The following is a 13,558-nucleotide window of genomic DNA, read 5'->3' as shown; positions in this document are numbered from 1 at the left end:
GGCGTAGGTATATTCAGATCAGGCTGGGCGGGTTACAGCACGGCCAGCCAGCCGCCGTCGACGTAGATAATCTGGCCGTTGATGTAGTCGGACGCGGTGGAGGAAAGGAACACCGCGGTGCCGATCAGTTCTTGCGGCTTGCCCCAGCGCTTTGACGGGTTGCTGGCTTTGACCCAGGCGTCGAACTGTTTATTGTCGATAAGCGCGGTGTTCATATCGGTAAGGATATAACCGGGGCCGATGGCGTTGGTCTGAATGTTGAATTCCGCCCATTCGGCGGCCATTGAGCAGGTCAGCATCTTGATACCGCCTTTGGCCGCGGTATAGGGCGCCACGGTGGGGCGGGCGGCCTGGCTGGTCAGCGATCCGATATTGATGATCTTGCCGCCGTTGCCGCGGGCAATCATCCGTTTCGCGGCCGCGCGCGAAACGATAAAAGCGCTGGTCAGGTTAGTGTCGATGACGCGTTGCCACTGTTCCAGCTCCAGCTCCACCATGGGTTTGCGGTACTGGATGCCGGCATTGTTAATCAGGATATTCACCGGCAGCCCCTGTTGTTCCAGGGCGGCGAACGCGCTTTCCACCGCATCCTCATTGGTGACGTCGAAGGCGACGCCCTGCGCCTGATAACCTTTAGCACGGAGTTTTTGTACCGATTCATCCAGCAGCTCCGCGCGGATATCGTTCAGGACTACGCTGGCGCCAGCGGCGGCCAGCCCTTCGGCGTAACAATATCCCAAACCTCGTGCCGAACCGGTCACCAGTGCCGTTTTCCCGGTTAAATCAAACAGTGCAGACATAGCAATTCCTCATTATGGGGTCCTGGCGATAAAGATCGCTCGTTAACTTGTATGACATCATTCATATTTAAAGTGAAGTAATGAATTTCTTAAAGCAATGCTCATAGATATTTTTTGCAATGAAGATCACAAAATAATCTCTCTTAATGTTTTTTATTCTTATAAATATGTTTTAAAACAACTATATAAACCAGCATTATTATTTTTATGATCGGGTACACATTATTGAATTCCCAGGCTTTGCGTCGCTCATTTTTACGGGTATAACAAAAATTACTTGTAGGACAACATATGAGATGCTAGATCTGATAACACTAGCCGGTTGGGTGTCCGGGCGGTTAAGGCGAGGGAACACGCCGCCGTGAAATGAACACGGATGTTAACGGGCAAACATTAAATTTAAGGAGTGACTGTGAGTAATTTGAAAATCACCGCGGTGAAAACCATTCTGACCGCCCCGGGCGGCATCGATCTGGCGGTGGTGAAGGTAGAAACCAATCAGCCGGGATTATATGGCCTGGGCTGCGCCACCTTTACCCAGCGTATCCAGGCGGTGAAAAGCGCCATCGACGGCTACATGGCGCCGTTCCTGATTGGCAAGGACCCGGCGCGCATCGAGGATATCTGGCAATCGGCCTGCGTAAGCGGTTACTGGCGCAGCGGCCCCATCATGAATAACGCGCTGTCCGGCGTGGACATGGCGTTATGGGATATCAAAGGCAAGCTGGCCGGCATGCCGGTGTATGAGCTGCTGGGCGGCAAATGCCGCGATGGCATTCCGCTGTACGTGCATACCGACGGCAGCGACGAATTTGAAGTGGAGGACAATGTCCGCGCACGCATGGAAGAGGGCTATCAGTACGTCCGCTGCCAGATGGGCATGTATGGCGGCGCGGGTACCGACGACCTGAAGCTTATCGCCACCCGGCTGGCCCGGGCAAAGAATATTCAGCCGAAACGCTCGCCGCGCGCCAGCACGCCGGGGATTTATTTCGATCCGGATGCCTACGTGAAAAGCGTGCCGCGCCTGTTCGACCATCTGCGCAATACACTCGGCTTCGGCATCGAATTTATCCATGATGTGCACGAGCGCGTGACGCCGATGGCCGCCATCCAGCTGGCCAAGAATCTGGAACAGTACCAGATGTTTTATCTTGAGGACCCCGTGGCGCCGGAAAATATCGATTGGCTGAAGATGCTGCGCCAACAATCGTCCACGCCGATTTCGATGGGCGAATTGTTTACCAGCGTCAATGACTGGAGACCGCTGATTACTCACAACCTGATCGATTATATCCGTTGCCATGTCAGCACCATCGGTGGCATCACCCCGGCGAAAAAGCTGGCGACGCTGAGCGAAATCCACGGCGTGCGCACCGCCTGGCATGGCCCGGGTGACATTTCGCCAGTGGGCGTTTGCGCCAACCTGCACCTGGATATGAGCGTGACCAACTTCGGCATCCAGGAATACACGCCGGTCAACGACGCGCTGCGAGAGGTGTTCCCCGGCTGCCCGGAAATCGAGCTGGGTTATGCGTACCTGAGCGACCGCCCGGGGCTGGGCATTGATATCAATGAGGAAAAAGCGGCGCAATACCCCTGTATCGGTGGTATCCCGTCCTGGACCCTGGCGCGTACTCCTGATGGGACTGCGTCGCGGCCATAGGGAACGCGCGGCATAGGAGGATGGCATCCTCTTATAGCGGCCGGGCGCTTATGCGTCCGGCGCCGACTGTTTCAGTTTCTCAATCGCCGCCACGTTTTCCGACATCGCTTCATTGAGCACCGCCACCGCGGTGGAGGAGTCTCGGTTCTTGATCGCCATGAACACCTTGATATGGGCCTCGACGCTTTCCAGCGAGATGCCGAGTGCGCGGTTCAGCTCTTCCAGATAGTAGTAGTAGATGTCTTTGATGGAATTCATGACGTTGTAAAACACTTTGTTCTGCGATGCCTTGGCGATCGCCAGATGGAAATCAAAGTCGGCCTGTGAATACTTTTTGTAGTCGTCCTTGTTCACCAGCATGCGGTTCAACGCCTGTTCCAGGGCGGTGATGTCGTCGGGCGTGGCGTTGCATACCGCCAGCTCCATGCATTTGAACTCCACCGTTTGGCGGAACACCATCATATCGTGAAACTCTTCGCGGCTCAGGTGCATGATGGGTTGGTGTTCGTTTAACAGACTTTGCTGGTTAAGGTCCTTGGTGACAAAGCTGCCTTTGCCCTGGTGAGTGATGACAATACCCAGATCGCGCAGGCGCTGTACCGCGCTGCGGATGCTGACGCGGCTGACGTTGAACGAGGCGGTCAGTTCGGCCTCGGAAGGTAGCTTGCTGCCCGGGGGCCAACTTCCGTCCAGCAGCTTTTCCTTGATCTGATCATAAACCGCGTTAACCACGTTGTGTTTCTGTATTGATTGAATGCTCATGGTGTCCGTCGCATACGTTGTCCTACAACATGCCTGTGTATAGCACGCCCAGCGGGGGCTGTGAAGCCAAAAAGCGCATTTTCATGCTGTCAGGATGAAACCAGCCGCTGAAAATAAAATATGTGATCGTCACTTCATTTTGGCGGATTGGTCATTGATCGGCGATGGAGAATGCCGCATTTTTAAACATGAATGATGTCATACAAGATGTTGTGTGACAGGTAGTGTTTGGCAATGAAGAAAGATAAACACTCCGGCTTCAGGTACTGACCGGTAATAATTAACCCCCTTGGAATATCGACATGAGTCAACTTTTGCCACAGAACCTAGCGCCGATACGCTGGCGTAAACTGATCCCGCTGGCTTTTATAACCTACAGCCTGGCCTATCTCGATCGCGCCAACTACGGTTTTGGCGCCGCCTCAGGACTGGCGCACGATCTGAATATCACTCCAGGCATATCGTCGTTGCTGGGCGCGTTGTTTTTCCTGGGTTATTTTTTCTTCCAGGTGCCGGGCGGCATCTATTCGGAACGGCGCAGCGCCAAAAAACTGATTTTCTGGAGCCTGATATTGTGGGGGATCCTGGCGACTGCAACCGGCATAGTGCATAGCGTGGCGGCGCTGGCCGTGATCCGTTTCCTGCTGGGCGTGGCCGAAAGCGTGGTGATGCCGGCGATGCTGGTGTTCCTCAGCCACTGGTTTACCAAGCGCGAGCGTTCCAAAGCCAATACGTTCCTGTTCCTAGGCAACCCGATCACGGTGTTGTGGATGTCGATTGTGTCAGGTTATCTGGTGAATTCCTTCGGCTGGCGCGGCATGTTTATCATCGAAGGCGTGCCGGCGATCGTCTGGGCGGTTATCTGGTGGGTTATCTTTGTTGACCGGCCGAAAGACGCCAAATGGCTGACAGACCAAGAGAAGCAGGATCTTGAGGCTGCGCTGGCGGCCGAGCAGGTGGAAATGAAACCCGTGAAAAATTACGCCGAGGCGTTCCGCTCGAAGAAGGTGCTGGCGTTGTCGTTTATCCATTTCTTCTGGAATATCGGCATGTACGGTTTCATTATGTGGCTGCCTTCGATCCTGAAGACCGCCTCGGGGTTGGGCATCGTGGCCACCGGTTGGCTATCCGCCGCGCCTTACCTGCTGGCGGTGCCGCTGATGCTGACCGCCTCCTATTTCTCCGATAAATTCCAGCAGCGTAAGCTGGTGGTGCTGTTGTTCCTGGGACTGGGGGCGGTATGTTTTTGCGGATCCTTTACCCTGGGCGCCGACCATTTTTGGTTGTCCTACGTGCTGCTGGTGATCGCCGGCGGAGCGATGTACACCCCTTATGGGCCTTTTTTTGCCGCGGTGCCGGAGTTGTTGCCGCGCAATGTCATGGCGGGGGCGATGGCGTTTATCGTCAGCTTCGGCGCGCTGGGCTCGTTTGTCGGGGCGTGGATTGTCGGCTACCTGAATGGCGTTTTCCAGGGGCCGCAGGCGTCTTATGTTTTTATGGGCGGTTCACTGGTGATCGCCGTCATCTTGACCGCTTTGACCGGTTTCAGTAATAAATCCTCTGCGCAGGCGGCGTCGAAGGCGGTGGCGCTACCCTAATCCCTATACAGGCCGGTTACTTTAACGGCCTGGTTTTTGCGTCCATTACCTTCGATTATGTGTAAGTGTTCTACAACCGTACCCGCCGGCACGGCCATCTGGGCGGGGTCAGTCCTGCCAGACGGTCCCGATTTACAGGGCCGCCTTATGAATAGACTTGAAACACCTGTCGTGCAGTCTTAAACCCATTCAGCCAGGGATGCCGGAGTAAATCCGCTCAATGCTGTGTAATTGCCATCTTCCACTTTCGTTACCCAATCCGGATCGCTTAGCAGGGCACGGCCCACGGCGATGAGATCACACTCTTCACGCTCCATGCGCTCAATAAGGCGCTCAAGGCTCGCAGAAGCCGATCCCTTTCCGGCGAAAGCATTAGTCACATCGTTATCCAGACCAACAGAACCTACGCTAATCGTCGCGGCGCCGGTCACTTTTTCGCCTAACCCGCACAGTTCAGGCCGTTTCCGCCATCAATTTCAGGGAATTCCGGCTCCCAGAATCGACGTTGCGAACAGTGTAGGATATCGACGCCAGCCTCAACCAGCGGTAATAACCATTCTTCCATCACCGCCGGGGTTTCGGCAATTCGTACCCCGAAGTCCTGCTGCTTCCATTGGCTGACACGCATGATAATCGGAAAATCAGGACCGACTGCGTGACGAACGGCAGAGATAATCTCACTGGCAAAGCGCGAACGTTCTTTGATTGTTGGGCCACCGTAGCGGTCCGTACGCAGATCAGTACCGGCCCAGAAGAACGGGTCGATTAAAAATCCATGAGCGCCATGGATTTCGGCCGTGTCGAAGCCCAGACGTTTGGCATCCGCCGCTGCCTTTACGAACGCCGAAACGGTATCCGCAATATCTTCTTCACTCATTGCAACGCCGCGTGGGTCTCCGGGCGCATCAAAACCTGACGGGCTTTCAACAGGGGCTGCCGGCTCCCAGCCGTTGATATAACGCACTGCACCGGTATGCCAGATCTGCGGCGCCATGCGGCCGCCTGCACTGTGCACAGCATCAATAACGTTTTTCCAGCCAAAGTGCCGCTTCACCATGGAAAAAGGGAAAAAGGGAAAAAGGGATGCCGCTTCGTGGACTACGCCAATGGACGCTTAATAAGGTGCCTGAAGTCGAAGCAGCCAGGCGGCAATTTAATCAGGTTGCTGGAATGAAATGAGAAAAGGTGGACAACCCGATGTGTTGTTTAAGCAAAACGTTGCCTGTTGACGCGCTACCCCTTTCTGATCTTAAACTCCGCTAAGCGCGAGTCCTGATATTATTAATGATACACATTCAGGTTATCCATCAGAATCCGGAGGGTAATCTCGTTTTTTTGGCCAGGCCGACATTGAAATATCAATGAGCTGTGAAAGTGTCTGTCGGCTTGCGCCTGCTGAAGGCAGATTTACCACCGACTGCAGAATGCCAAAGTAATACCAGGCCAGCAGTTCCAGATTGATATCCTGCGCGATTTCTCCCGTTTGTTGCCCCTTCGCCAGAATGTTTAACAATATCTGTCGCTGTTGGCGAATCCCCACGTTCATCGTCATTTTCCCTGCGGCGGTAAGATCGGCTTGCTCACTGAGGCTGCGAGACAGCAGGCAACCTCTGAGGTTATCCAGTCCAGCGTTATCCGGAAGGAATTCACGCAGCAATGCTTCAACCCTTGCTCTTGGGGACGCAAGTTGAATTGAATTCATGCGAGACAGGACGCGGTCCGTATACAGCCTGAGGCACTCATTGAAGAGCCCGTCCTTATCCTTAAATCGCTGATAAAGGCTGGAGCGGGACAGACCTGTTGCTTCAGTAAGGTCGCTGATGGAGGCGTTTGCATAACCATGACTCCAGAAAACGCCGATCGCCGCATTCAACACGGCACTTTCATCGTATTGCGGTTTACCGCTCATAAATCCCCCGTTGACAATCTGGAATGATCGTACCAAGATTGCTGGACTGATCGTTCCATCATATAATAAGGGTTCACCATGCTTAATCAATCGAATACTCAAGTTCCTGAACTTCGCATCGCTGTCGCGGGTGCCACGGGTCGGGTCGGCTCACACTTAATCAATATGCTCGCATCAGATCCCGTAGCGATCATTGCACTCACGCGTCAGAAGACACCTGAAAATATTTCCGACAGGGTATCATCTGTTGTTGTCAATTTTGATAAACCCTCAACGCTCGAAAGGGGGCTAGCAGGTGCCGATAAGCTTTTCATCGCTCATGGGACATCATCTCAACAGGTGGCTAATGAGATAGCACTGATTGATGCTGCTGTAAAAACAGGCGTGCGACATATTGTTAAACTTTCGGTGATGGGGCCAGCAACGCCCATAAATCCTTTTGCATGGCATGCAGTGATAGAGGCTCATCTGGCCCGACAACCTGTGGCCTCAACCATATTGAGACCCACTACTTTCATGGATATACTCAAGCGTGCTGGAAGCCAGGTCGCTGCGGGAACCTGGGCGGGCGCTGCAAGTAACGGGCGCGTCAATCTGATTGACACCCGCGATGTAGCCGGGGTGGCACGTGTAGCGCTGCTTGAAAAAGTAGCAGATAACTCCCAACGTGCTTATCACCTAACGGGTCCGCGTAACTGGACAATGCCTGAGATTGCTGAGAAATTATCCGATCTTTTAGGTCGTACGGTCACCTATATTGACCGCTCACCCAATGAACAGCGCGCTGCATTACTTGCTGACGGTCTTTCACCGTTTGTCACTGAACTGCTTATTGGACTTGACCGGATTTTCAACCATTCAGTGCTGATTGAGCGCACTTTGACTGTTGAAGAATTAACTGGATTGCCCCCGCGCTCATTGTCAGATTGGCTGCAGGAAAATATTGCGTTTTTCAATCGGTAGATCCGGGGTGTCATCAGGCACTACGTTAAAGAGATCTCCTCATCCAATATTGATGAAAATGAACGTTAATCAAATTATTCATAACATTCGCAATGAATAAGATAATTTATCTGGTGCTTATTACCTATAAAACGCATGGCCCTAATGAAAGTACTAACGTAACCGCGATGGAGACAGGCCAAAACGCTGTGTAAATCTTTCAGCGAAGCGTGAAACCGATTTGTAGCCGCAGGCATCTGCCACCTGCGTCATGTTCCAGTTGGTGGTTTGTATCAGCAATAAGCCGTGGTGCATGCGTATATCCACGAGAAGCTTCTCAAAGCGGATACCCTCTTCGCGCAACCGCCTTCGCAGGGTTGATTCGCTCATAGCCAATGCTTCACCGGCGGAGCGGGCAGTCCAGCCGATTTCTGGTGAGGCGCGTAGCAGATGGCTTAAACGTGGGAAGACGCCCTGTCGTTGTGGAAGGGTAAAATGAATATTTTGCTCGGCAAGGACTAACAGTAAGTCAAAAATTCTTAACCGAATCCTTGCATCGCTAAGACTCGGCTGATCCAGGTTTTTCAGTAACGTTCGCAATGATTCGTGTAGAGCGCTATTAAGATCAACCGTGGTGAACTGAGGTTTCTTTTTGGCACTGGAAATGTCGCCCTGAAAAAACTGATAAAAATATTCCAACACATCTGCACTGAAAGTGAGAAATATTGACCGGAACGGGGAGTCATTACTCGGGGGATATTTGGTATAATCGGCAATCACGCCCTGATCTATAAAACCTACGGCGGCCTTATCAGCTAATGTATGGTTTTCCCCCGAAGCCAGGAACTCAATTCTTCCCGCTAATACGATCAGCACCGTCGGTTCAAAGAAGAAAAAAGAGGGGGTACTCTGCTCCACCCTGAGTTGCGGATAAGCCACCGAAACCAGATTATTACGGCTGGTGCTGCTGCCATAAAAACCAGACCAGGAAAATTGTTCACTGCTCAAGGCGTATTTCTCATCTGATGCGAATAACCTATTTTCTCTGGTCATGGTTTACCTGCTGCTTAGACGCTGAGCGTTACACTTTCACGTCCGGGTTAAGACTGTAGACTCCAGTCAGCGTAGCTTTGGCCAAAACGTCGCTGTTTTCCAGCGTGCGACGGATGTTAGCACCAGTAAGCTCTCCTGCTACGTTCAATGTCGGGGTCGGGAGCGCATATAATGTGAATACATAATGATGGATTATTTCATCATTCCACGGCGGACAAGGACCATCATAGCCATAGTAGGTGCCTGCCATCGACTCATCATTGGCAAACCACCCGGTATAATCATTTATGCCATGGGTCAGTCCATCTGGCGCAGAGGGACCCTGTTTGCCTCCAGCGGAAATGCCATGGGATTGTGACCCCTCAACGATTTCGCTCTGACCCGCCGGGATATTTAACAGTAACCAGTGAAAAAAATCGGCGCGGGGCAACGATGCCGGGACACTCTTACCTGGCTGATTTACATTTTCAGCACTGGTAGGAACATCGGGATCGTGGCAAAGGAGCACCAGCGACTGCGTACCCGCGGGAACATCTTCCCAGCGGAGGTGTGGGTTAAGGTTATCAGATAAACGGATATTATTTTCAGGATCGTAAACGGCAAAACTATTCTTGCCGGGGATGGCACCGCCATCTTTAAAATTATGGCTATATAATTTCATGCTGTTGCCTTGTCTATAAATGGAAAAATCGATTATACGACTTTCACAAACCTTACCAGTGCCTCATCCAGTCAAATTTCTTCCTGAAGCTATCATTTTGGCTGGACATGCTTAGTTTAAAACAAAAAACGTATCACGTGAATGATGGCTGCTTTTGTTTTGGTGAAGCCGAAGAATGGCCGAAAAGAAGAATAAAATGACCGAATTTAGCAATGTGCTTTGTAATTTATTTAATTATATTACCTTCTCTTGAATAATAATGAGTATCATTATCATATAAAGGCGTGTAAAATGTATCTCAATAAAGCGCGAGTAACAGCCCCATTTCGATTGAAATTAAGTGTTTTTTATTTTCTTACTTGTTTTTCCCAGGCACATGCAACACCGATTGATGAAGGTAGTGAAAATAAACTTAATAACAATAATAAAGACGAAACGATGGTTGTAAGCGCAAGCGCCAATGGAATGGATAAATCTACAAGCCAGGCACCTGCGTCTGTCACTTCGATATCAAGTGAAGAAATCCAAAAAAAACCTTATCGTGATATCGCAGATTTGCTCCAAGGGGTTCCGGGTATCACTACCACGATTGGCGGGGATCACAAGGAGATAAATATTCGTGGCATGGGATCTGATTATACCTTATATATGGTCGATGGTATGAGAATTGACTCCAGGGATACGAGCCGTTTATTTGATGGCTATGGTCAGATGAATGCCTGGATGCCTCCTGCTTCTGCAATAGATCATATTGAGGTTATACGAGGGCCGATGTCCGCTTTATATGGATCAGATGCAATGGGTGGTGTAATTAATATAATAACACGTAAAAATTCAAATAAATGGCAAGGAAGTATTGGCGCCGATTTTACAATGCAGGAGCATAGTGATTCGGGTAATATATTTCAGAATAATTTCTTTTTAACCGGTCCATTGATTGACAATATCCTTTCAATGCAGGCTTATGGAAATTATTCTAAGCGTGACGAAGACGATATCTATAATGGTTATCGAGGTAGCAAAAGAGATAACATAACAGGCAAGATAACACTAACCCCTTCGGATAAACAAGAAATTACTTTTACAGCTAATCATACACAACAGGATATAACTCAGACCGTAGGGAAGTCTATTAGCCCAGCATATAATTATGTCACTGGCGTGCCGACAGATTACAGGAAAAAGACTGAGGTTAACCGTTTTTCTGTAAATCATATTGGCTATTTGCCCATTGGAAAAACAGAATCGTATATCCAAAGCGAAGATTATACGATAGGTTCTGAGGATGTTTGGCTAAAGAATTTAAACATGCGATCCTCACTTTCTTCAAATATAGGCAGCCATATCCTGACCTTTGGTGGAGAACTTAGTATTAAAAAGTTACATGATGGAACATCAAATCAGCTATCCAGTGAGACAGATCTAAAACGTACCGAAAAGTCCTTGTTCCTGGAAGACGCATGGCTGGCTACTGAAGATTTCACTTTAACTTCAGGTGTACGTTTTGATGATGATGATCAGTTTGGGAGTCACTGGAGCCCGAGAATTTATGGTGTCTGGAATGTTGCCACAAACTGGACGATTAAAGGGGGCGTCAGTAGTGGTTTCAAAGCACCGGCTATTACAGAAACTTCAACATCGTTTGGTACCGTATCTTATGTTGGCAACGTTTACGGAAATCCTGATCTGAAACCGGAAAAGTCAATAACCCAAGAAATGGGACTCCTTTATGACAACGATGAAGGATTAACAGGAGGTATTACATTATTTAATAACCAGTTCAAGGACAAGATAGATACAGTATCTTGCCCAGAAAACCAATGTCTGTCAGTACCTAATGTTTATGGTGCTTACCCACTTATCTATACAAATATTGGTAAAGCAGTAACTCGGGGTGTTGAAGCCTCACTTGCTTTTCCTGTTACTGAAAAAGTAAGCATTGCGAATAACTATACATATACCTATTCAAAACAGCAGTCTGGTGAAAATAAAGGGAAGCCACTTAATAAACTGCCTAAACATCAATTCAATAGTACTGTTAATTATCAATATAGTGAGAGGTTGAAAACCTGGCTGGCAATAAATATTCGCGGAAAGGATAGTGATAATGTAGGTGGTGCACAAGCGACTATATTACCTATCCAGGCACCTTCATTTGCCATGTTAGATATCGGAGCGGATTATGCAGTCGCCAAAAATGTAGATATTAAGGCTGGTGTTTCAAATATTCTCGACAAAAAAATTCGTTATGATGATTATGGTTATGTTGAAGATGGCAGACGATACTGGCTTGCTGTGAATTATTCTTTTTAGGTAATAAAAACGGGGGGAGGACGGCACCCCCTTTCTATTTTTTAATTTCATGCAAATCGATAAGTTTTGAAGATGAATTTTTTAAATCATTAAAATAACTCAGCGGTGGTTTACCTAATATTTTTTTGAACATGGTAACAAAACTGCTTGCATTTTCATAACCCAGGTCAAGTGCAATAGCGGTAATACTATCCCCCTCGGAAATTCGCTGAAGTGCTATAACTATATGAAGTTGCTGCTTCCATCTGCCAAAGCTCATGCCCAGCTCATGTTGCACTAACCTGGTGAAGCTTCTTTCACTCATATTGACTCTTAGCGCCCATTCATGAAGTTTAAGTGAATTATTCGGACTTTTAATAAGCTCATTGGTTACTGAATATAAGCGCGATTCTGAAGGCATTGGAAGACTAACTTCGAGTTTAGTCGTAGCTTTTAACTGATCGACTAATACATCTATTATTTTTTTTTCGGATTCTGATAATGTAGATTTGCCGTTAAAATTTGAGGCAAAAAAAATCAATTCACGCAAAAGAGGATGTACAGAAAGAGTTGCACATTCTTCAGGAAGCCCCTTTATTTTAGTAGTGTCAATGAATAAGCAGTAACAGCTAGTATTGCCGGCTCCTCTTGTAGAGTGAACTGTATTAGTTGGTATCCATATAGCACATTGCGGTGGTATTAGGTAGATTGATTTTTTTACTTCACATATTATAATTCCTTTTGGCGAAAATATTAGTTGAGCTTCAGGATGCTGATGTGGCTTGAGTTCCCAGCAATCTGTAAAATTATCTGATTTAATGGATAAAACTGGTAAAAAGGGATTTCTCACTTCAGAAATTTCGTAATGGTTTACTGTATTAAATGAGCGATCAGTTGTCATAGAATTCAAACCTCTTGGTCGAATAACTAAGATTATAACATTAACCATATGAAGTGGAAAGTTTTAAGCTAGGTGAGCGTAAAAATCTCCAATTATAATAACTAAATTGTTGTGATTTTTTTAAGGTTTTTGCTAAAATATGCTTTATTTAAATTATTATCATCTTCACCATTGTGTTCTACTAATTAACAATTTTATTCATTAAAATCTGATGGTTCAAAAGCAACTAATCGAGTTGATAAATCTTAATAGTGGATTCATTTATGTCTACCATTTAATATTCAACTTCATTTTATTCAGATGGTCAATTAGACAATTAATTGATTTTATCCCCAGGCGGTCATTGAGGCTTACACACGGATGGCGGAATTATCGGTATTTTGGAGAATTAATATATTAATGGGTGTGTTGATACAATAAAAGAATACAATTAGGTACTGCTTTTATAAAGGTGATTATATGAGAGGTATTCTTGCTTTTTTAGATGTGATTTATTTCGCTTATGTTAATCATGTTTTATTTTTATTAATGTCATTCTTTACGTGTTGTTAAATGTTGTTTTTCGAAAGCACTGCATTGTGCAATTGCCTGAATGATGGGGTCCATCAAAGAGTGTTATTGTGTCGGTTTTAAAAATCAGCGGTTAAGCTGAATTTAATTGACTTGGCGTAGTCAATAGTTGATGATTTGCACTGTTATGTAATTTTTGTGAACTATATGATGATTTATGTCGGTATGAGATTCGTCCACTTCTCTCATTCAGTTGTCTCTCCAATAGACCGGCTTCATACAATTCTCGGGATGCGCGATAAACCACGCTTAGACTAATCTTTTTTTCATCGTACATATTAATATAGATATCCCTTACCTCCAGAAAAGCATCCTGATGCTTTTGCATAACGTCTAATACATATGCTCTGGGGATGGTGTATCGTAATATTTTCTTCATTAAATTATTTCTCATACTGAGCATG

The 13,558-nt window shown here is 47.6% G+C and carries 11 protein-coding genes and 1 pseudogene; 4 read left to right on the top strand and 8 right to left on the bottom strand.

Annotated features, from left to right (window positions below; genetic code table 11):
- Nucleotides 1-32 precede the first annotated feature (32 nt).
- Entirely contained in the window at nt 33-800 is a 768-nt protein-coding gene (locus ACL2XG_RS06275; protein WP_413722587.1) for an SDR family oxidoreductase, read from the bottom strand.
- Nucleotides 801-1,212: 412 nt separating this feature from the next.
- Here ACL2XG_RS06275 and ACL2XG_RS06270 point away from each other — a divergent pair, with 412 nt between their 5' ends.
- Nucleotides 1,213-2,466, top strand: coding sequence for an enolase C-terminal domain-like protein (locus tag ACL2XG_RS06270; RefSeq protein ID WP_410015479.1), 1,254 nt, complete (start codon nt 1,213-1,215; stop codon nt 2,464-2,466).
- A 48-nt stretch (nt 2,467-2,514) separates the two neighbouring features.
- On the opposite strand, the gene ACL2XG_RS06265 is transcribed toward ACL2XG_RS06270, so the two are convergent.
- Complete coding sequence (locus tag ACL2XG_RS06265) at nt 2,515-3,228, bottom strand: FadR/GntR family transcriptional regulator (protein WP_410015478.1); 714 nt, start codon at nt 3,226-3,228, stop codon at nt 2,515-2,517.
- A 302-nt stretch (nt 3,229-3,530) separates the two neighbouring features.
- On the opposite strand from ACL2XG_RS06265, the gene ACL2XG_RS06260 reads away from it, so the two are divergent.
- Nucleotides 3,531-4,826, top strand: a complete 1,296-nt coding sequence (locus ACL2XG_RS06260) for an MFS transporter (RefSeq protein WP_410015477.1) — start codon at nt 3,531-3,533, stop codon at nt 4,824-4,826.
- A gap of 179 nt (nt 4,827-5,005) precedes the next feature.
- On the opposite strand, the pseudogene ACL2XG_RS06255 reads toward ACL2XG_RS06260, so the two are convergent.
- Together ACL2XG_RS06255 and ACL2XG_RS06250 are read right to left on the bottom strand one after the other, a co-directional pair.
- A pseudogene (locus ACL2XG_RS06255) lies at nt 5,006-5,893 on the bottom strand (12-oxophytodienoate reductase); the annotation flags it as partial.
- Between the two features lie 233 nt (nt 5,894-6,126).
- Nucleotides 6,127-6,735: a TetR/AcrR family transcriptional regulator gene (locus ACL2XG_RS06250; protein WP_413722588.1), complete on the bottom strand. Its 609-nt coding sequence runs from the start codon at nt 6,733-6,735 to the stop codon at nt 6,127-6,129.
- A gap of 78 nt (nt 6,736-6,813) precedes the next feature.
- Here ACL2XG_RS06250 and ACL2XG_RS06245 point away from each other — a divergent pair, with 78 nt between their 5' ends.
- Nucleotides 6,814-7,698 carry an SDR family oxidoreductase gene (locus tag ACL2XG_RS06245; RefSeq protein ID WP_413722589.1) on the top strand — a complete coding sequence of 295 codons (885 nt, stop codon included), beginning with the start codon at nt 6,814-6,816 and terminating at the stop codon, nt 7,696-7,698.
- A 153-nt stretch (nt 7,699-7,851) separates the two neighbouring features.
- Here ACL2XG_RS06245 and ACL2XG_RS06240 read toward each other — a convergent pair whose 3' ends face one another.
- A complete protein-coding gene (locus ACL2XG_RS06240; RefSeq protein WP_413722590.1) occupies nt 7,852-8,730 on the bottom strand; it encodes a helix-turn-helix transcriptional regulator in 879 nt (292 codons plus the stop codon).
- A gap of 28 nt (nt 8,731-8,758) precedes the next feature.
- Complete coding sequence (locus ACL2XG_RS06235) at nt 8,759-9,391, bottom strand: YbhB/YbcL family Raf kinase inhibitor-like protein (protein WP_413722591.1); 633 nt, start codon at nt 9,389-9,391, stop codon at nt 8,759-8,761.
- 291 nt (nt 9,392-9,682) lie between these two features.
- Between ACL2XG_RS06235 and ACL2XG_RS06230 the strand changes: the two genes are divergently transcribed.
- Entirely contained in the window at nt 9,683-11,704 is a 2,022-nt protein-coding gene (locus ACL2XG_RS06230) for a TonB-dependent receptor domain-containing protein (protein WP_413722592.1), read from the top strand.
- A gap of 34 nt (nt 11,705-11,738) precedes the next feature.
- Here the strand turns inward: ACL2XG_RS06230 and ACL2XG_RS06225 are convergent, their stop codons facing one another.
- Both ACL2XG_RS06225 and ACL2XG_RS06220 read right to left on the bottom strand, forming a co-directional pair.
- Nucleotides 11,739-12,584 (bottom strand): AraC family transcriptional regulator, encoded by an 846-nt coding sequence (locus ACL2XG_RS06225; RefSeq protein WP_413722593.1) that lies wholly within the window; start codon nt 12,582-12,584, stop codon nt 11,739-11,741.
- A 643-nt stretch (nt 12,585-13,227) separates the two neighbouring features.
- A complete protein-coding gene (locus ACL2XG_RS06220) occupies nt 13,228-13,533 on the bottom strand; it encodes a transcriptional repressor (protein WP_413723584.1) in 306 nt (101 codons plus the stop codon).
- Nucleotides 13,534-13,558 lie beyond the last annotated feature (25 nt).

The organism is Sodalis sp. RH24 (assembly GCF_047324145.1).
Lineage (GTDB): Bacteria > Pseudomonadota > Gammaproteobacteria > Enterobacterales > Enterobacteriaceae > Acerihabitans.
This window is presented reverse-complemented; position numbering and strand designations above follow the sequence as displayed.

Bases quoted from the DNA above. Each gene is read 5' to 3' on its own strand.
- ACL2XG_RS06250 (WP_413722588.1), bottom strand. From the start codon at position 6,735: ATGAGCGGTAAACCGCAATACGATGAAAGTGCCGTGTTGAATGCGGCG.
- ACL2XG_RS06225 (WP_413722593.1), bottom strand. From the start codon at position 12,584: ATGACAACTGATCGCTCATTTAATACAGTAAACCATTACGAAATTTCT.
- ACL2XG_RS06260 (WP_410015477.1), top strand. From the start codon at position 3,531: ATGAGTCAACTTTTGCCACAGAACCTAGCGCCGATACGCTGGCGTAAA.
- ACL2XG_RS06240 (WP_413722590.1), bottom strand. From the start codon at position 8,730: ATGACCAGAGAAAATAGGTTATTCGCATCAGATGAGAAATACGCCTTG.
- ACL2XG_RS06230 (WP_413722592.1), top strand. From the start codon at position 9,683: ATGTATCTCAATAAAGCGCGAGTAACAGCCCCATTTCGATTGAAATTA.
- ACL2XG_RS06265 (WP_410015478.1), bottom strand. From the start codon at position 3,228: ATGAGCATTCAATCAATACAGAAACACAACGTGGTTAACGCGGTTTAT.
- ACL2XG_RS06275 (WP_413722587.1), bottom strand. From the start codon at position 800: ATGTCTGCACTGTTTGATTTAACCGGGAAAACGGCACTGGTGACCGGT.
- ACL2XG_RS06220 (WP_413723584.1), bottom strand. From the start codon at position 13,533: ATGAAGAAAATATTACGATACACCATCCCCAGAGCATATGTATTAGAC.
- ACL2XG_RS06235 (WP_413722591.1), bottom strand. From the start codon at position 9,391: ATGAAATTATATAGCCATAATTTTAAAGATGGCGGTGCCATCCCCGGC.
- ACL2XG_RS06245 (WP_413722589.1), top strand. From the start codon at position 6,814: ATGCTTAATCAATCGAATACTCAAGTTCCTGAACTTCGCATCGCTGTC.